Annotated in this window: 16 protein-coding genes; 10 read left to right on the top strand and 6 right to left on the bottom strand. The window is 68.1% G+C overall.

Features of this window, described 5'->3' with window-relative positions:
* Window positions 1–14: 14 nt before the first annotated feature.
* From pstB to rnt, 7 genes are all read left to right on the top strand, one after another.
* Window positions 15–845 (top strand): phosphate ABC transporter ATP-binding protein PstB, encoded by an 831-nt coding sequence (gene pstB, locus RCF13_RS23910; RefSeq protein WP_049411272.1) that lies wholly within the window; start codon window positions 15–17, stop codon window positions 843–845.
* Between the two features lie 58 nt (window positions 846–903).
* On the top strand, window positions 904–1,617 hold the full coding sequence (phoU, locus tag RCF13_RS23905; RefSeq protein WP_231352637.1) for a phosphate signaling complex protein PhoU: 714 nt from the start codon (window positions 904–906) through the stop codon (window positions 1,615–1,617).
* Between the two features lie 237 nt (window positions 1,618–1,854).
* The gene (locus RCF13_RS23900) at window positions 1,855–2,214 is read left to right on the top strand and encodes a hypothetical protein (protein ID WP_057498351.1); all 360 of its coding nucleotides are present in this window, start codon (window positions 1,855–1,857) and stop codon (window positions 2,212–2,214) included.
* A complete protein-coding gene (locus RCF13_RS23895; RefSeq protein WP_061478539.1) occupies window positions 2,201–3,076 on the top strand; it encodes a DUF692 domain-containing protein in 876 nt (291 codons plus the stop codon). Before RCF13_RS23900 ends, RCF13_RS23895 begins: the two co-directional genes overlap by 14 nt.
* Window positions 3,069–3,824 carry a putative DNA-binding domain-containing protein gene (locus RCF13_RS23890; protein WP_061478540.1) on the top strand — a complete coding sequence of 252 codons (756 nt, stop codon included), beginning with the start codon at window positions 3,069–3,071 and terminating at the stop codon, window positions 3,822–3,824. Before RCF13_RS23895 ends, RCF13_RS23890 begins: the two co-directional genes overlap by 8 nt.
* 25 nt (window positions 3,825–3,849) lie before the next feature.
* Window positions 3,850–4,371 carry a DoxX family protein gene (locus tag RCF13_RS23885; protein ID WP_134969211.1) on the top strand — a complete coding sequence of 174 codons (522 nt, stop codon included), beginning with the start codon at window positions 3,850–3,852 and terminating at the stop codon, window positions 4,369–4,371.
* 230 nt (window positions 4,372–4,601) lie between these two features.
* Window positions 4,602–5,186, top strand: a complete 585-nt coding sequence (gene rnt / locus RCF13_RS23880) for a ribonuclease T (protein WP_005408782.1) — start codon at window positions 4,602–4,604, stop codon at window positions 5,184–5,186.
* 80 nt (window positions 5,187–5,266) lie between these two features.
* Here rnt and RCF13_RS23875 read toward each other — a convergent pair whose 3' ends face one another.
* The 4 genes from RCF13_RS23875 to RCF13_RS23860 form a co-directional block, all read right to left on the bottom strand.
* Window positions 5,267–5,404, bottom strand: a complete 138-nt coding sequence (locus RCF13_RS23875; protein ID WP_181357917.1) for a hypothetical protein — start codon at window positions 5,402–5,404, stop codon at window positions 5,267–5,269.
* A gap of 12 nt (window positions 5,405–5,416) precedes the next feature.
* Window positions 5,417–8,443, bottom strand: coding sequence for a ligand-binding sensor domain-containing diguanylate cyclase (locus RCF13_RS23870; protein ID WP_134969212.1), 3,027 nt, complete (start codon window positions 8,441–8,443; stop codon window positions 5,417–5,419).
* A gap of 176 nt (window positions 8,444–8,619) precedes the next feature.
* Window positions 8,620–10,029 (bottom strand): ATP-binding protein, encoded by a 1,410-nt coding sequence (locus RCF13_RS23865; RefSeq protein ID WP_308141617.1) that lies wholly within the window; start codon window positions 10,027–10,029, stop codon window positions 8,620–8,622.
* A 6-nt stretch (window positions 10,030–10,035) separates the two neighbouring features.
* Complete coding sequence (locus tag RCF13_RS23860; protein WP_308141616.1) at window positions 10,036–10,764, bottom strand: response regulator; 729 nt, start codon at window positions 10,762–10,764, stop codon at window positions 10,036–10,038.
* 204 nt (window positions 10,765–10,968) lie between these two features.
* Between RCF13_RS23860 and RCF13_RS23855 the strand changes: the two genes are divergently transcribed.
* Genes RCF13_RS23855 through RCF13_RS23845 form a run of 3 tightly spaced genes read left to right on the top strand, consistent with a single transcriptional unit; the run spans window position 10,969 to window position 15,601 of the window.
* Window positions 10,969–12,210 carry an efflux RND transporter periplasmic adaptor subunit gene (locus RCF13_RS23855; RefSeq protein WP_134969396.1) on the top strand — a complete coding sequence of 414 codons (1,242 nt, stop codon included), beginning with the start codon at window positions 10,969–10,971 and terminating at the stop codon, window positions 12,208–12,210.
* A complete protein-coding gene (locus tag RCF13_RS23850) occupies window positions 12,207–14,165 on the top strand; it encodes a MacB family efflux pump subunit (protein ID WP_154350475.1) in 1,959 nt (652 codons plus the stop codon). The genes RCF13_RS23855 and RCF13_RS23850 overlap by 4 nt, the downstream gene beginning before the upstream one ends.
* Window positions 14,162–15,601, top strand: coding sequence for a TolC family protein (locus RCF13_RS23845; RefSeq protein WP_231352635.1), 1,440 nt, complete (start codon window positions 14,162–14,164; stop codon window positions 15,599–15,601). The genes RCF13_RS23850 and RCF13_RS23845 overlap by 4 nt, the downstream gene beginning before the upstream one ends.
* A gap of 82 nt (window positions 15,602–15,683) precedes the next feature.
* Here the strand turns inward: RCF13_RS23845 and rlmB are convergent, their stop codons facing one another.
* Together rlmB and RCF13_RS23835 are read right to left on the bottom strand one after the other, a co-directional pair.
* Complete coding sequence (gene rlmB, locus RCF13_RS23840; RefSeq protein WP_005408775.1) at window positions 15,684–16,427, bottom strand: 23S rRNA (guanosine(2251)-2'-O)-methyltransferase RlmB; 744 nt, start codon at window positions 16,425–16,427, stop codon at window positions 15,684–15,686.
* Between the two features lie 94 nt (window positions 16,428–16,521).
* Window positions 16,522–17,004, bottom strand: coding sequence for a GFA family protein (locus RCF13_RS23835; RefSeq protein ID WP_061480658.1), 483 nt, complete (start codon window positions 17,002–17,004; stop codon window positions 16,522–16,524).
* Window positions 17,005–17,135: the final 131 nt, after the last annotated feature.

Below are 17,135 nucleotides of genomic sequence, written 5' to 3'. Positions count from 1 at the left end.
CCGTGGATAACGCCATGAACGACCTTTCCAACGCCGTGCCGATGCAGCGCATCGCCGTGCCGTCCTCGCACGAGAGCCTGCACACCCCGGCTCCGGTCAAGCTTGCCGCGCGCGGACTGGACTTCTACTACGACAAGTTCCACGCCCTGAAGGGCATCAACCTGGAAATCCCGGAGAAGCGCGTGACCGCGCTGATCGGTCCTTCCGGTTGCGGCAAATCGACCCTGCTGCGCATCTTCAACCGCATCTACGCGCTGTACCCGAAGCTGGAAGCGCGCGGTGAGGTGCTGCTGGACGGCGAGAACATCCTGTCGCCGAAGTACCCGATGAACCGCCTGCGCAGCAAGGTCGGCATGGTGTTCCAGAAGCCGGTGCCGTTCCCGATGACCATCTTCGAGAACGTGGCCTACGGCATCCGCCACCACGAGAAGCTGAGCAAGGCCGACATGGCCGACCGCGTCGAGCAGGCGCTGCGCCAGGGCGCGCTGTGGGACGAAGTGAAGGACAAGCTGGGGCAGAGCGCACTGGGCCTGTCCGGTGGCCAGCAGCAGCGCCTGTGCATCGCCCGTGCCGTGGCCCTGCGCCCGTCGGTGCTGCTGCTGGACGAGCCGACCTCGGCGCTGGACCCGATCTCGACCAGCCGCATCGAGCAGCTGGTGGAAGAACTCAAGCACGAGTACACGATCGTGATCGTCACCCACAACATGCAGCAGGCTGCGCGCGTGTCCGACTACACCGCCTTCATGTACCTGGGCGACCTGATCGAGCACGACCGCACCGAAGTGATCTTCTCGCAGCCGTCGCAGCGGCAGACCGAGGACTACATCACCGGTCGCTTCGGCTGAAACCTCAGTCGAGTTACATCTAACGTCAGTCGAGCATGGCTCGACTCTACAGAGTGGAATGAACATGAATCTTCCCAACGACCACATCGTCAAGAGCTACGACGAAGAGCAGCAGCGCCTGGTGGCCGAAATCGTGCGCATGGGCGAGATGGCCGTCGCCCAGCTCGAAGCGGCGATGGACGTGATCGAGAAGCGCGACGAGAACGCCGCCCATCGCATCATCGCCAACGACGAAGCGATCGATGCGCTGGAGCAGCAGATCAGCCACGACGTGATGCGCCTGGCGCTGCGTGGGCCGATGGCGCGCGACCTGCGCGAGATCCTCGCAGGCCTGCGCATCCCGGCCGACATCGAGCGCATCGGCGACTATGCAGCGAACGTGGCCAAGCGCTCGATCGCGCTGGGCAAGGTGCCGCCGCTGCCGCAGATCCAGGGCCTGCGCGCGCTGGGCCGCCTGGCCGCGCAGCAGGTGCGCCGTGCCATCGCCGCCTACCGCGACAACGATGCCGAGGCCGCACTGGCATTGCGCGAGGACGACGCCCGCCTGGACGCCCAGTACACGGCGCTGTTCCGCGAGCTGCTCACCTACATGATGGAAGACCCGCGCAACATCACCCCGTGCACCCACCTGCTGTTCATGGCCAAGAACCTGGAGCGCGTGGGCGACCACGCCACCAACATCGCCGAGAACGTGTGGTTCCTGGTGCACGGCGAGCAGCCGCTGCCACCGCGTGAGAAGCGTGACGAGACCTCCAGCACCGGCCAGCCCTGACGCTGCACTGCAACACCGGAGTCGACTCCAAGGTGGCCGCTGTCCTGTGACAGCGGCCTTCCTTTTTTGCGGTGTTCCGCCCGCGTTGTGGGCGCCGTGCTTGCCCGGCGCAGACCTTCCGGATGCCTCTGTAACAAATCTCACGAAAATTTGAGTTCTTGGCGAGGATTCGTTGAGTAGGATCGCTGCACCATCGTTTCACCCCGGGCACCTGCCCACCACCCAGGAGTAAGACCGATGAGCAGTTCCAACAAGACCCTGTCCCTGCTGACCGCTACCGCCCTGGCCGCCGGCCTGGGCATGACCGCCAGCGCCTCGGCCCTGAGCATGAGCGACCTCGCCCAGGGTTACCTGGTGGCGGGCCAGGCGGCAAAGGCTGCCGATGCCAAGCACGCCGAAGGCAAGTGCGGCGCCGACGGCAAGACCGCTGAAGGCAAGTGCGGCGGTGACAAGGGCAAGGCTGCCGAAGGCAAGTGCGGCGAAGGCAAGTGTGGCGCCGACAAGGGCAAGGCCGCTGGTGCAGCGGCTGCCAAGACCGGCGACAAGAAGTCGGCTGAAGGCAAGTGCGGCGAAGGCAAGTGCGGTGGCAAGCACTGACGCCCGCGCCAGCCTCGTCCACCCGCGGTCGCCGCTTCGTGCGGCGGCCGCCGGGTTGGGCCTGCGCCGGGCGCTGCTGCAGGACCTGCGTGACGCCCCGGAAGGCGACTTCGACTTCCTCGAATGCGCACCGGAGAACTGGATCCATGTCGGCGGCCCGGCCGGTGATGCCCTGGCCGAACTGGCGCAGCGCCATCCGCTGAGCTGCCACGGCCTGTCGCTGTCGCTGGGCGGCAGTGCACCGCTGGATACCCAGCTGCTGGAACAGGTCGGCCGGTTCCTGGAGAAGCACCGCGTGCCGCTGTACAGCGAGCACCTGAGCTACTGCAGCGACGACGGCCACCTGTACGACCTGCTGCCGATTCCCTTCACCGACGAAGCCGTGCGCCATACCGCGCAGCGCATCAGCCGCGTGCAGGACCTGCTGGGCCGCCGTATCGCGGTGGAGAACGTGTCCTACTACCTGGCACCGGAACCGGCGATGGACGAGCTGGCGTTCACCAATGCGGTGCTTGCCGAAGCCGACTGCGACCTGCTGCTGGACGTCAACAACGTCTACGTCAACGCCTGCAACCACGGCTACGATGCCGATGCCTTCATCGCCGGCCTGCCTGCACGGCGCATCGTCTGCCTGCATGTGGCCGGTCATCTGGATGAAGCCCCGGACCTGAAAATCGATACCCACGGCAGCGCGGTGATCGATCCGGTCTGGGCGCTGCTGGCGCGTACCTATGCACGGATCGGCCCGCGCCCCACCCTGCTCGAACGCGATTTCAATTTCCCGCCGTATGCGGAACTGCAGGGCGAACTGCAGACCATCCGCCGCCTGCAGGCCACGCACGCCGGGATGGCACATGATTGATTCCGCCAACACCCTGCGCGCGCAGCAGCACGCGTTCACCGCACACCTGCGCGACCCGCAGGCGGTACCTGCGCCGGCCGGCCTGGATCCACGCCGGGTCGCGGTATACCGGCACCTGCTGTTCAACAACCTGCTCGGCCTGTTGAGCAACGGTTTCCCGGTCTGCGTGCGCCTGCTTGGCGAACCGGCCTGGAGCGCCCTGGTGCACCACTACTTCGCCACGCATCGCTGCCAGACACCGCTGTTCACCGAATTGGCCGCTGAATTTGTGCAGTGGCTGCAGGCGCAGCCACAGCTGCCCCACCCGGCATTGGCCGAACTGGCGCACTACGAGTGGGTGGAAACCGCGCTGTACCAGCTGCAGGCCGAACCGCTTCCTGCGCCTGGCGATACTGATCCACTTCGGGTGCCGCTGCGGCGTTCGCCGCTGGCGTGGCCGCTGCTGTACCAATGGCCGGTGCACCGTCTCGGTGCAGAGGATGCGCCGACCCAGCCCCTTCCAGAACCCACCGGCCTGCTGGTCCGCCGCGAAGCCGACGGTGAAGTGCGATTCGCCGCGCTCAGCCCGCTGGCGGTACACCTGCTGGCCAGCATCGGCGAACGGCCCGGCCTGGAAGGACAGACGTACCTGCAGCAGCTGGCCACCTCGCACGGCCTGGCCGAAGACGCACTGGCCGAGCCCGGTGCTGCACTGCTGCTGCAGTTCCTGCAGGCCGGCGTGATCGGCCCGCTCGCACCCCCGCCCTGACGCCTCTTCCACTGGAGATCCAACGATGAACCTGCCGCTCCTGGCCGCCGCGCGCGGCCGGCTGGACCGTCTCGCCCCCTGGTTGGCGCCGCTGGGCCTGCGCCTGCTGCTCGCCTGGGAATACTTCGAATCCGGCCGTGAGAAGCTGCACGGCCAGAACTGGTTCGCCGACCTGCAGGACGCCTTCCCGTTCCCGTTCAACCAACTGCCAGCTGCCCTGAACTGGCAGCTGGCCACCTGGTTCGAACTGGTTGGCGCGGCCTGCCTGCTGTTTGGTTTCGGTACCCGCTTCGCCGCCGCCAGCCTGCTGGTGCTGACCGTGGTGGCGACCTATGCGGTGCATTGGCCGATGCAATGGAATTCGCTGGGTGACCTCGCGATGGGGTATGCCATCAGCGACCAGGGCTACGGCAACTTCAAGCTGCCGGTGCTGTTCATGGCCATGCTGCTGCCGCTGATCTTCACTGGCGCCGGCAAGCTGAGCGTGGACGCCTGGTTGGCCCGGTGGCAGCCATCGGTCACGACGGCACGGCCTGCGGTGCGCTAGATGCCGGCCATGGTCGGTGCGCCGTGTGCCAACCAAGGTGGGCACCGGAATCCTGAGCGTGGGGTGCCCGGTTGGTGTCGACCTTGGTCGACACACGCCCACGCAGGGAACCCATGCGCAGAAGGCTGGCCGGGCGCTCAGGGTCGCTCTGCTAGAATTCACGCATGACTGACTCCCCCTCCGCACCTGCCGCCGCTCCCGATTCCGCAGTACCCCAGGCGCAGCGCGCGATGTCACAACGCTTCCGCGGCTTCCTGCCGGTGGTGGTGGATGTGGAAACCGGTGGCTTCGACAGCCAGCGCAATGCGCTGCTGGAGATCGCCGCGGTGCCGATCGAGATGGACGAGAACGGCCTGCTCTACCCCGGCCAGACCGCCAGTGCCCACGTGGTCCCAGCCGAGGGCCTGGAAATCGATCCGAAGTCGCTGGAAGTGACCGGCATCATCCTCGACCACCCGTTCCGGCTGGCCAAGGAAGAAAAAGCGGCGTTGGACCACATCTTCACTCCGGTGCGTGCGGCGATGAAGAAGTACGGCTGCCAGCGCGCGATCCTGGTGGGCCACAACGCGCATTTCGACCTCGGCTTCGTCAACGCGGCCGTGGCCCGCACCGGCCACAAGCGCAACCCGTTCCATCCGTTCAGCGTGTTCGACACGGTCACCCTGGCCGGTATCGCCTACGGCCAGACCGTGCTGGCGCGTGCGGCCACCGCCGCCGGGCTGGGTTGGGATGCCAACGAGGCACACAGCGCGGTGTATGACACCGAGCAGACCGCGCGGCTGTTCTGCACCATCGCCAACGCCTGGCCGCGCTGAAGCGGCCAACGGCGGAGCCCCTCGTGGCGTGAAGCGAATCATCAGTTGGGCCGGACACGTTGCTGGGTGCCCCGGAAAGATCAGAAAAGCAGGAGCAACAGCGGATCGCTGCGCTCGTCGGGGCTGCCGACGACCTCTGTGGTGGGTACTCCTTTGGTGGGTGCCGACCATTGGTCGGCACCGCCGGTTGGTGCGGCACTCCAGTAGATCCACGTCATGCGTGGATGCGATCAACCGATGCTCGTGCGATCGCGGCCGTCGCTCTTGGCGCGGTACAGCGCGCGGTCGGCGCGCTGGTACAGCAGCGCCGGGGTGCGGTCGTCGGCATCCAGCTCTACCAGGCCCGCGCTGAAGGTGACACGCAGGCCCGCCACGCCGCCCCAATCGGGATGATCATGGAACAGGCCGCGCAGGCGCGCGCACAGCTGTGCGGCTTCCTCCAGGCGGGTGTCGTTGAGCAGCAGCGCGAACTCTTCGCCGCCGGTGCGCGCCGGCAGGTCGGAGTCGCGGCAGGCCGCTGCGATCAATGACGCCACCTGCACCAGCACGGCATCGCCGATGCTGTGGCTGTGGCGGTCGTTGACCTCCTTGAAGTGATCGATGTCGAGCACCACCAGGCACAGCGGATGACCACTGCGCTGTGACCGGGCGAAGTCACGCGCCAGCGTTTCGTCGAAGGCGCGGCGATTGGCCAGGCCGGTCAGTGCATCCTCGCGGGCCTGCCGCTCGAAGGCTTCGGCCTGGCGCGCCAGGCGCTCGGCCAGTTCGGTCTTTTCCTGGTTCAGCGCCTGCAGGTGCACCGTCTTGGCCTGCAGATCGAAGGTCGCTTCGTCCACCCGCCGTGCCAGGCGCAGGTTGCTGGCCTTCAGCTGCTGCAGCAGCAGCCGGTACAGCGCCACCAGTCCAGCCAGCAGCAGCATCCCCGCCAGCACCTGCACGCTGCGGCGCTGCCACCAGAACGGCTCCACGGTGAAGCTCCACACCGCCTCCTGCTGGCCCCAGCTGCCGCCGGGATGGGCGGCCGCCACATGCAGGGTGTAGTCGCCCGGCGGCAGGCCGACGAACTCAACGCTGCGCTGCGGGCCGCGCTCGACCCAGCCGGCATCCAGCCCGTCCAGCCGCGTGCGGTAGCGGATCCGGTCGGACATCAGGTAGCTCAGGCCGACATAACTCACCGCCAACCGGCGCCCCCCTGGAATATGGTTGCGATCCGGCCCTTCCCAATGCACCGGCGCGCCATCCACCTGCACGCTCTCGATCGCGGCCGGCGGCGATGGCCGCTCGCGGAAACGCTGCAGGCGCTGCGGGTCGACCGTGCTCAGGCCGCCTGCGGTGACCACCCAGAACGTGCCGTCCTGGCGCAGGATCGCCGATGGGCTGGAGCTGCCGTTGGCCTGTGCATTGGCCATGCCGTCGATCTCGTTGTAACGCTCCACCCCCACCCGCGGCGTGCGGCCATCGGCCACGGCGTTGAGGGTGGCCATATCGGTGCGCAGCACGCCGCGATTGCTGCTGATCCACACATTGCCAAGGCGATCCGGCACCAGCTGGAACACCGCATCCACCGGCATGCCCTGCTCGAGCCCCACCCGCGCCAGCCTGCCGTTGCGCCAGCGATACAGCCCGCGATCACTGCTGATCCACATCGCGTCGCCCAGCTGGTGGAAGCCGAACACGCTGCGGCCACCGCCCAGCGGCGCCAGGTCGATCGACTGCACGTGGTCGCCGCGCAGCACGCGGATGCCTTCGATGGTGCCGATCCACAGGTTGCCCTGATGGTCATGCTCAAGCGCGGTGATCAGGCCGCCGGGCATGCCCGGCACGTTCGAGACCTGCACTTGGTCGCCGTCGATGCGCACCACGCCCTTCTGCGTGCCGGCCCAGACCACGCCCTGCGAATCAACGCTGATCGCACGGATGTTGCCACCCGGCATGCCGTCGGCTGCCGCGTAGTTGTGGCGCAGGTGGCCGTCGCGGCCGAGCCGGTAGACCCCGTCGCCGAAGGTGCCCGCCCACAGGTCACCGTCCGGCCCCTGCGCCAGGCTCAGGACGGACGGTGCCTTGCCACCGCGGTTGTGCAGCGGCACGGCACGGAACCGGCCATCCGGCGTCTGCAGGTCCAAGCCACTGGCGCTGCCGACCCACAGCTGGCGATCTCGATCCTCGAATACCGTGCGCACGTAGTCGCCACTGAGCCCATCGCGCTCGGTGTAGCTGCTGAACAGTGTTTCGCGCAGGCGATAGAGCCCGCCGTTGGCGCCCACCCAGATGCTGCCTTCGGCATCCTCGCGCAGGCTGACCACGCGTCCGCCCGGCAGGTTCAGGCCGGCCGGCAGTCGCTCCAGGCCATGTGCGGAGATGCGCAGCAGGCCCTGGTTCTCGGTGCCCAGCCACAGGTCACCGTGCCGGTCCTGCAGCATCGAGGTCATGTGCAGCTGGCCCGGCAGGCGGTGCACCAGCACGAGCTGGTCATCCTCCACCCGGTACAGGCGCTCACCGGCGACAATCCACAACGCGCCATCCGGCGCACGGTAGGGCCACGACAGGCCACTGCCGGCACCCAGCCCCCATGCGGCGGGGGCGCGCTTGAGCACGCCATCGTTGTCGCGCAGCACCAGCCCGTCCAGCGTACCGACCCAGACCCGGTCCTGCGCATCGACCACCAGCCTGGTGAAGCTCATCGCCATCGGCAGGTCCGCCGCCGGCGCCTGGTAGACAATGCCGCTGTCCGGCGTCAGGTAGCCGATTCCCTTGCCTTCGTACAGCAGCCACAGCCGGCCCTGGCTGTCCATCTGCATGGACTGGATCAGCACCTGCGGCGTATCGGCCTGGTGCTCCCATACCCGCCATTGGCCATCACTGCCACGGTGGCTGACGTTGCCGCGCGAATCACTGATCCACAGTCCGCCCTGGCGGTCGACGAACAGGGCGCCGATGCCGTTGTCGCGCAGGCCCGGGCGCGTGCTGCGGTCGAACACGGTGAAATCCAGGCCGTTGTAGCGCACCAGCCCTTCCCAGGTGGCGAACCAGAGATGGCCTTCCGGCGTCTGCGCGATGTCGCGCAGCGAGTTGTGCGGCAGGCCGTTGCGCGAGGTCCATACATCGATGGCGTAGTCGCGCAGCGGGGGCGCGTCTTCCTGCGCAGCCAACGGCAGCGCAAGGGCCAGCAGCAGCCACAACAGGCCCTGCCGCAGTGCCCGCCTGAATCCTGATGCGCGGCGCTCCACCCAGCGCCTCTTGTCCCCCTGCCCGCCCATCACCGCAGCGGCGGCGGCCAGGTGCGGCTGCAGGACGCGGCAGCGTGCGGGAACAGCCGGGCAGCGTGCAATGGCATGCCGGCAGGAACGGGCTGGCTCATCGGGGGGAGACTGGGGAGATGCGCAGATGATAGGCCAAACCCCGGCCCCGGCGTCACCGTTCGCAGCGCGCCGACTCAGCCGGCGCGGCCGGGTGCCACCACCTGGGCACTGGCAGGCCACTGCACCACCGCCTCCAGGCCACCTTCGGCCCGGTTGCGCAGCCACAACCGGGCGCCGTCCTTCTCGGCCAGGGCGCGCGCGATGGTCAGGCCCAGGCCGGCCCCGCCGGTTTCGCGCGAACGCGAGGTCTCCACCCGCACGAACGGATCGAACACCGCCTCCAGCTGCTCTTCGGCCAAGCCCGGGCCGTCATCGGCCACCACCACGGTAATTGCACCGCCGCTGCGTTCAACCCGCACCCGTGCCCGCTGCGCGTACATCACCGCGTTGTCCACCAGGTTGGAGAACAGCCGGTGCATGGCCAACGGACGCAACATCAGCACCGAACCACTGCCCCCTTCGAAGACCACATCACCGCCGCCTTCGGCGGCGTCCTCGACAATGCTCTCCAGCAGCGAATCCAGGTCAAGTGCGGCGCGCTGCTCGGCACTCTCGGCGCTGCGCGCCAGTTCCAGGCCCTCGCGCACCAGCGCCTGCATCGCCGCCAGGTCGCCGATCAGGCGCTCACGCAGGGCCTCGTCGCTGACATTCTCCAGGCGCAGGCGCAGCCGCGTCAGCGGCGTCTGCAGGTCGTGGGTGATCGCCGCCAGCATCTGCGTGCGTTCGGCCAGGTGCCGCTGCAGGCGGTGCTGCATGGCGTTGAAGGCTTCGGCGGCACGCTGCACTTCGCGCGGCCCGCGCAGTGGCAACGGGTCGCGCTGCAGGTCATCGCCAAGGTCTTCTGCGGCTGCGGCCAGTTCCTGCAGCGGCGCGCTGGCCATGCGCGCGACGATATAGGCCAGCACGGCAATCGCCAGCACCAGCGGGGTCAGGAACCATGGGTCCACGGCGAGGATGCCGTTGTGCGCCACCGCCGGCGAGTCCAGCGCCAGCTTCAGCAGCGTGCCGTCGTTGAGGGTCACGTCCACTGCACGGCATTTCGGCGGGATGAACGCGGGGTCGCGCTCGCGCGGCGGCCGCCGGTGGCCCGGCGGCGGCGGCGGCAGCAGCTCCTGCAGTTTGGGAATGCAGGAGCGGAACGAAGCGAAGTGCACGTGCGCGCGCGACACCGGCCCGGGGCGGTCTTCCAGCACTTCCATCAGCGCCGTGTCGGCACGCCCCAGGCGTGCGCCCGGCTGCAACGCGCGCACGCTCGGCCCGCCGATCGCCAGCAGGCGCTCGCGCAGCTCCGGATTGCCGTCCAGCAGGTTGACGTAGCCCTGCAGGCGGTCGGCGATGCGGTTCAGGTTCTGCCGCTCGAACTCCTGCTGGCGCTTGGAGGTGGCCAGCATGGTCGCGCCGATCGCAGCCACCGCCATGCCCAGCAGCAGGATCACGAACAACCGCCCGACCATCGAGGACAGGAAATGGCGCAGGCGCTTCATCGCGGTTTATTCCAGGTTGACCGACGAGGCCAGCACGTAGCCTTCGTTGCGCACGGTCTTGATCAGTCCATCCGGGCCACCATCGTCGCCCAGCTTGTTGCGCAGGCGGCTGACCTGCAGGTCGATCGCGCGGTCCTGAGCTTTGTAGTTGCGGCCACTGCTGAGCGCGACCAGCTGCTCGCGCGACAGCACCTTGTTGGCGTGGGCGATGAACACCCGCAGCAGGCGGAACTCGGCGCCGGACAGCACCACCACGCGGCCATCCGGATCGACCAGGTGGCGATGCTCCAGGTCGAATACCCAGCGCGAGAAACGCGCGCGGCGTACCGCCAGCGGTTCCAGGTTGGCCGGCAGCGCCTCGGTCCGGCGCAGCACGTTGCGGATGCGCGCCAGCAGTTCGCGCGGCTCGAACGGCTTGGCCAGGTAGTCGTCGGCGCCCATTTCCAGGCCCAGCACGCGGTCGATCGGCTCGGCGCGCGCGGTCAGCATGATCACCGGCGTGTTGGAACGCGCACGCAGGTCACGGCACAGGGTCAGACCATCCTCGCGCGGCAGGTTGAGGTCCAGCACGATCAGGTCCACGTGCTCGCGGTCCAGCAGTTGGCGCATGGCGGTGCCATCGGCCGCAGTACTCACCTGGTAGCCGGCGCGGCCGAGCTGCTCGGCCAGCAGCGTGCGGATGTCGTTGTCGTCGTCGACGATCAGCAGTCGATGCATCGGGTTTTCAGTCTCCATGTCGCGATCATCCCGTGTCGGCAGCTGAACCGCATCCGGGGCAATGCGTACCAGTGTATCCACCCGCGGGCGGGATACCTGTGGTTACGCCTGTTCACCGACAGTGTTACATACAGACATACCCTGAGGATTGAGCCGTCCATCGCCCGGTCTTCACAATGCCCACCAACGCCGCCTTCGCGGCCTCGAGAGTGAAGCCACGACGTGACGTTCCGCCTGCTGCCAGCGACCCGCCGGAGTCGCCTGATGCTGATCGCCCTGCTCGCCCTGATCGTCGCCGCGACCGCCTGGTGGCTGCTGCGCAAGCCCGCCGCCCCGGCGGTGGCAACCTCGCCGGTCAGCCGCGGTGACATCGAACAAACGGTGGATGCCACTGGCGTGATCGACGCCTACAAGCTGGTCAGCGTCGGCGCGCAGGCCTCGGGCCAGATCAAATCGCTGAAGGTACAGCTGGGCGACACCGTGAAGGAAGGCGACCTGATCGCCGAGATCGATGCCACCACCCAGCAGAACCAGGTGCTCAACGCGCAGGCCTCGCTGGACCAGGTCACCGCCCAGCGCGCAGTGCAGCAAGCCACCCTGCGCCAGGCCGAACTGGAGTTCGCGCGCCAGCAGCAGATGCTGGCCGCCGAGGCCACCTCGCGCCAGGAATACGATGCCGCCGAAGCACAGCTGAAAACTGCCCGCGCCCAGCTGCAGTCCTACGAGGCGCAGATCAAGGGCCGCGAAACCGAGCTGGGCACCGCCCGCGCCAACCTGGCCTACACCCGCATCACCGCGCCGATGGACGGCACCGTGGTCGCGGTGGTGGCCGAGGAAGGCCGTACCGTGAACGCCAACCAGACCGCACCGACCATCGTCATGCTGGCGCGGCTGGACGTGGTCACCGTCAATGCCGAGATCTCCGAGGCCGACGTGGTCAAGATCAAGCCCGGCATGCCGGTGTACTTCACCACCCTGGGCGACCCGGACCGCAAGTATCACGCCACGCTGCGCCAGATCAATCCGGCGCCGGCCTCGATCGCCAACGAAAGCTCCTCCAGCTCCAGCAGTTCGTCCAGTTCCAGTTCCAGCAGTGCGGTCTACTACAACGCGCTGTTTGATGTGGAAAACCCGGACGGCACGCTGCGCATCGACATGACCGCGCAGGTCTCGGTGCTGCTCAAGCAGGCCAAGGGCGTGCTGATGGTGCCGGCGGTGGCACTGGGACCGAAGCGCCGTGGCGATGAGCGGATGGTGCGGGTGCTGGACGACAAGGGCCAGCCGCAGCCGCGCAAGGTCACCGTGGGCATCAACAACGGCGCCTCGGCCGAGATCCTGTCCGGCTTGAAGGAAGGCGAGCGCGTGGTGGTCGGCGAAGCCGCTGCGGCCGGTGCCAGCGCCGGCGGCGGCAACCGCGGCGGCATGCAGATGCGGGTCGGCGGCCCGGGCATGGGGCGCCGATGAGCACGACGGCGCCGCTGCTGCGCCTGCGCGACCTGCGACGTGAATTCCCGGCCGGCGACGATGTGATCGCCGTACTGCGCGACGTGAACCTCGACATCCACGCCGGCGAGATGGTCGCCATCGTCGGCCAGTCCGGCTCGGGCAAGTCGACGCTGATGAACATCCTCGGCTGCCTTGACCGTCCCACTCGCGGCAGCTACCAGGTGGCCGGCCGCGAAACCGGAAAGATGGAGCCGGACGAACTGGCCGAACTGCGCCGCGAGCATTTTGGTTTCATCTTCCAGCGCTACCACCTGCTCGGCGACCTCGACGCGCGCGGCAATGTGGAAGTGCCGGCCGTTTACGCCGGCAGTCCCGGCCCGGTGCGCAACGCGCGTGCCGAGCAACTGCTGCAGCGGTTGGGGCTGGGCGACCGCATGCATCACAAGCCAGGCCAGCTCTCCGGTGGCCAGCAGCAGCGCGTGTCGATCGCACGCGCCCTGATGAACGGCGGCGAGGTGATCCTGGCCGACGAACCGACAGGCGCGCTGGATACGAAATCCGGTGAGGAAGTGATGGCGATCCTCGGCGAACTGCATGCCGAAGGCCACACCATCATCATCGTCACCCACGACATGAGCGTGGCCCAGCACGCACAGCGCATCATCGAGATCCGCGATGGCGAGGTCATTGCCGACCGCGCCAATCCGGATGCGCCGAGTTACCGCGCCCAGCGCGAAGCCAGTACCGGCGTCGCCCACGGCAACAGCTGGCGGGCGGCCCGCGACCGCTTTACCGAAGCGTTCCGCATGGCGCTGCTGGCGATGAACGCCCACCGCCTGCGCACCTTCCTGACCATGCTCGGCATCATCATCGGCATCGCCTCGGTGGTCTCGGTGGTGGCCCTGGGCAACGGCTCGCAGCAGCAGATCCTGCAGAACATCAGCGCGCTCGGCACCAATACCATCGACGTCTACCCCGGCCGCGGTTTCGGCGACATGCGCTCGGCGCGGGTGCAGACGCTCAAGGCCAGCGATGCCGACGCACTGGCGAAGCAGAGTTACGTGGACAGCGCCACCCCCAGCGTGTCGACCTCGGTCACCGCGCGCTACCGCAACCAGTCTTCCACTGCGCAGGTCAGCGGCGTCGGCGAGCAGTTCTTCCGGGTCAAGGGCGTGACTCTGCTCGGTGGCAGCTTCTTCGATGCCGATGCGGTCAAGGGCCTGGGCCAGGTGGCGGTGATCGACGAAAACACCCAGACCCAGTTCTTCCCCGATGTCGACCCGGTCGGCCAGGTGATCCTGCTCGGCAACGTGCCGGCACGCGTGGTCGGCGTGGCCAAGCGCCAGAGTTTCGGCTTCGGTGGCAGCACCAGCCTCAGCGTGTGGGTGCCCTACACCACGGTGATGTCGCGCATGCTCGGCCAGAGCCATGTCTCCAGCATCACCGTGCGCGTGGACGACAACACACCGATGGATGCCGCTCAGGAAGCGATCACCCGCCTGCTGACGATGCGCCACGGCACCGAGGATTTCTTCCTCAGCAACAGCGCCGAGATCCGCGACACCATCGAGCAGACCACGCGCACGATGACCCTGCTGATCGGCGCCATCGCCGCCATCGCGCTGCTGGTCGGCGGCATCGGCGTGATGAACATCATGCTGGTGTCGGTGACCGAGCGCACCCGAGAGATCGGGGTGCGCATGGCCGTCGGTGCACGACAAAGTGATATCCGCCAGCAGTTCCTGATCGAAGCGGTGCTGGTGTGCCTGCTCGGTGGCGTGCTCGGCATCGGCCTGGCCCTGCTGCTGGGCTCGATGATCGGCCGCTTCGCCAGCGACTTCCAGGTGCTGTTCTCCACCGCCTCGATTGTTGCCGCCTTCGCCTGCTCGACCCTGATCGGCGTGGCGTTCGGCTTCCTGCCCGCGCGCAATGCCGCGCAGCTTGACCCGGTAGAGGCCCTGGCACGCGAATGAAGATGATGACCCGACTGCCCTTCCCTGCCCCCTCGCGCCGGCTGCTGGCGGGTGCCGTTCTGCTCGCCCTGTCTGGCTGCGCCTCTGTCGGCCGCTATCCGGTGGCCGATCCCGACGTGGCGGCCCAGTATGGGCGTGGCGATGCCACCCTCAACGCACCGGCCGGCGACCCGCGCAGCAGCCTGGACACACCGGGCCACGACATCCGCCAGGACACCTGGTGGACCGGCTTCGGAGACGAGCGCCTGGACCGCCTGGTGGCGCAGGCGCTGGCCGCCAACAGCGACCTGGCCGCCGCCGGCCTGGCCGTGCAGCGTTCGCGCCTGCAGGCCGGCCTGGCCAGCAACGCGCTGTGGCCGCAGCCTTCGTCATCGGGCGTCAGCGGCAATGCCAGCCGCGCCACCGGCCAGGCCGACGAATGGCGCCGCAGCTACTCCACCGGCGTATCGCTGGGCTGGGAGGTGGATCTGTGGGGACGCCTGCGCACCCAGCGCGACATCGCCCGCTGGGAAGCCGAAGCCAGCGAGGAAGACCGGCAGAATACCGCCCTGCTGGTGATCAGCGACACCATCACCCAGTACTGGAACCTGGCCTACCTGAACCAGTCGATCGCCACCGGCCAGGCCAACCTGGAGCGGCTGGAGCGCACCCGCGAACTGGTGCAGGCCCGCTTCGACGCCGGTGCGGTATCGCGTCTGGAAGTGCGCCAGGCGCTGCAGAACCTGCAATCGCAGCGCGCCTCGCAGAGCGCGCTGGAACAGCAGCGGGTGGAGGTGCGCAACGCACTGGCCGTGCTGCTGGACGGCACGCCCTGGCCACAACAGGACGAACCGCAGGACCTGCTGGGCGCACGCAGCCCGCGCATTGTCGAGGGGCTGCCGGCCGATCTGCTCGGCCGCCGCCCCGACCTGCGTGCGGCAGAACTCCGCCTGCGCAACAGCCTGAAGACCATCAGGGTCACCGCCACCCAGTACTACCCGGCGCTGAGCCTGACCGGCAGCCTCGGTTCCAGTTCGGCCTCGCTGGGCGATGTACTGCGCAATCCGGTGGCCACGCTGGGTGCCGGCCTTTCGCTGCCATTCCTCAACCTGCAGCGCGCGCAGCTGGATACCGATATCGCCGGCACCAGCTATCAGATCGCCGCGACCAATTTCCGCAAGACGCTGTACACCGCGCTCTCGGAAGTGGACAACGCCCTGTCCGCGCGCGAGCAGCTGGCGCGCCAGGTCGCTGCCTCGCAGGCTTCGTACGAGGAAGCGGTGGAAGTGGAGCGCGCGCAGGAAGTGCGTTATCGCGTGGGTGCTACCGATCTGCGCACCTGGCTGGAAGCGCAGCAGACCCGGCGCGATGCCGAGCTGTCGCTGGCGCGCGTGCGCCAGGGCCAGCTGAACAACGACGTGACCCTGTTCAAGGCACTGGGTGGCAGCGCGGGGTAGCGGCTTCTGTAGAGCCGAGCCCATGCTCGGCTGCTTTCCTGATCGGGTATGCGATAGCCGAGCGTGGGCTCGGCTCTACAGATCAACCGCGCTGGCGCACGGCCTCGAACAGGCTGACGCCGGCGGCGACGGAGACATTCAGGCTCTCGATCTCGCCCGGCATCGGGATCTTGACCAGGCCATCGCAGTTCTCGCGGGTCAGGCGGCGCAGGCCGTCGGCTTCGCCGCCCAGCACCAGCGCGATGTTGCCCTTCAGGTCCAGCTGGTACAGCGACGCGGTGGCTTCGCCGGCCAAGCCATAAATCCACACGCCCTGCTTCTGCAGGTCCTTCAGGCAGCGCGACAGGTTGGTTACCGCCACCACCGGGATGAGGTCGGCGGCGCCGGCCGAGGTCTTGCGCACGGTGGCGTTGACCGTGGCCGACTTGTCCTTGGGGATGATCACTGCAGTCGCACCGGCCGCAGCGGCCGAGCGCAGGCAGGCGCCCAGGTTGTGCGGGTCCTGCACCTCGTCCAGCACCAGCAGCAGCGCCTTGCCCTCGGCCGCAGTGACCAGGCCTTCCAGCTCGTTCTCGCTGTAGGTGCGGGCGGCGGCATAGCGCGCGGCCACGCCCTGGTGGCGCACCGAGCCGCCCACACCGTCCAGCGCCTGGCTGTTCACCTTGCGCACGTCGATGCCCTTGCGGCGGGCGTTTTCCTCGATCTCGGTCAGGCGCGGGTTCTTCGCTCCGGCCTCGACCAGCACTTCGCGGACGTTCTCGGCGTCGTTCTCGATGGAGGAGGCGACGGCGTTGACGCCGACGATCCACTGGCTGTTCTTGCTCATGCGGGCGGGGACCGGAAAGGGGGTGGCTATGGTAGAGCATCGGCGGCGGCCGCGCTTCAAGGCAGCCGAGCATGGGCTCGGCTCTACACAAACCTCACCGGCTGCGCGGTGGCCAGTGCGGCGTGTCGTGGTCGGGGTGCTGGTGGGACACGATCGTGGCCAGGAAGTCCAGGGCCGCGATGTCCTGCTCGGTACGCCGTACCGGCAGTCTGGCCAGGCTGTCGACGAAGGGCAGCTTGCGTTCGACCCCGTACTGGATCGTCGGTGGCAGGCGTTCGGGTTCGTCGAACGCGCCGGCAGCCACCGCCACGCCATCGGGCGCTTCGTAGGTCAATGGCGTGCCGCAGTCGGCGCAGAAGCCACGCCGCACCACGTTGGACGACTGGAAATAGCGCGGCTGGCCGCGGGTCCAGCTGAACTGCACACCGCGTACCGACACCAGCGGCGCGTAGTAGGCGCCGAAGGCCTTCTGGCACATGCGGCAGTGGCAGATCGAGCTGTCGGTCAGCGCGCCACGCACGTGGAAGCGGATCGCGCCGCACTGGCAGCCGCCGCTGTATTCGGGTTGGCCTTGCATGCGATGTCTCCTGGTGGTGCCGGCCGCTGGCCGGCAACCCGTCGGTGCCGAGGGTGCCATGGATGCCGGCCAGCGGCCCGCACAACCACCGTCAACAAAATTTATCTTTATTACGCATGGCCCGCGTGCCC

Source organism: Stenotrophomonas maltophilia group sp. RNC7 (genome assembly GCF_030910085.1).
Taxonomy (GTDB): Bacteria; Pseudomonadota; Gammaproteobacteria; order Xanthomonadales; family Xanthomonadaceae; genus Stenotrophomonas; species Stenotrophomonas sepilia.
Note: the sequence above shows the minus strand (reverse complement) of the source record. Positions and strands in the feature narration are given on the sequence as shown.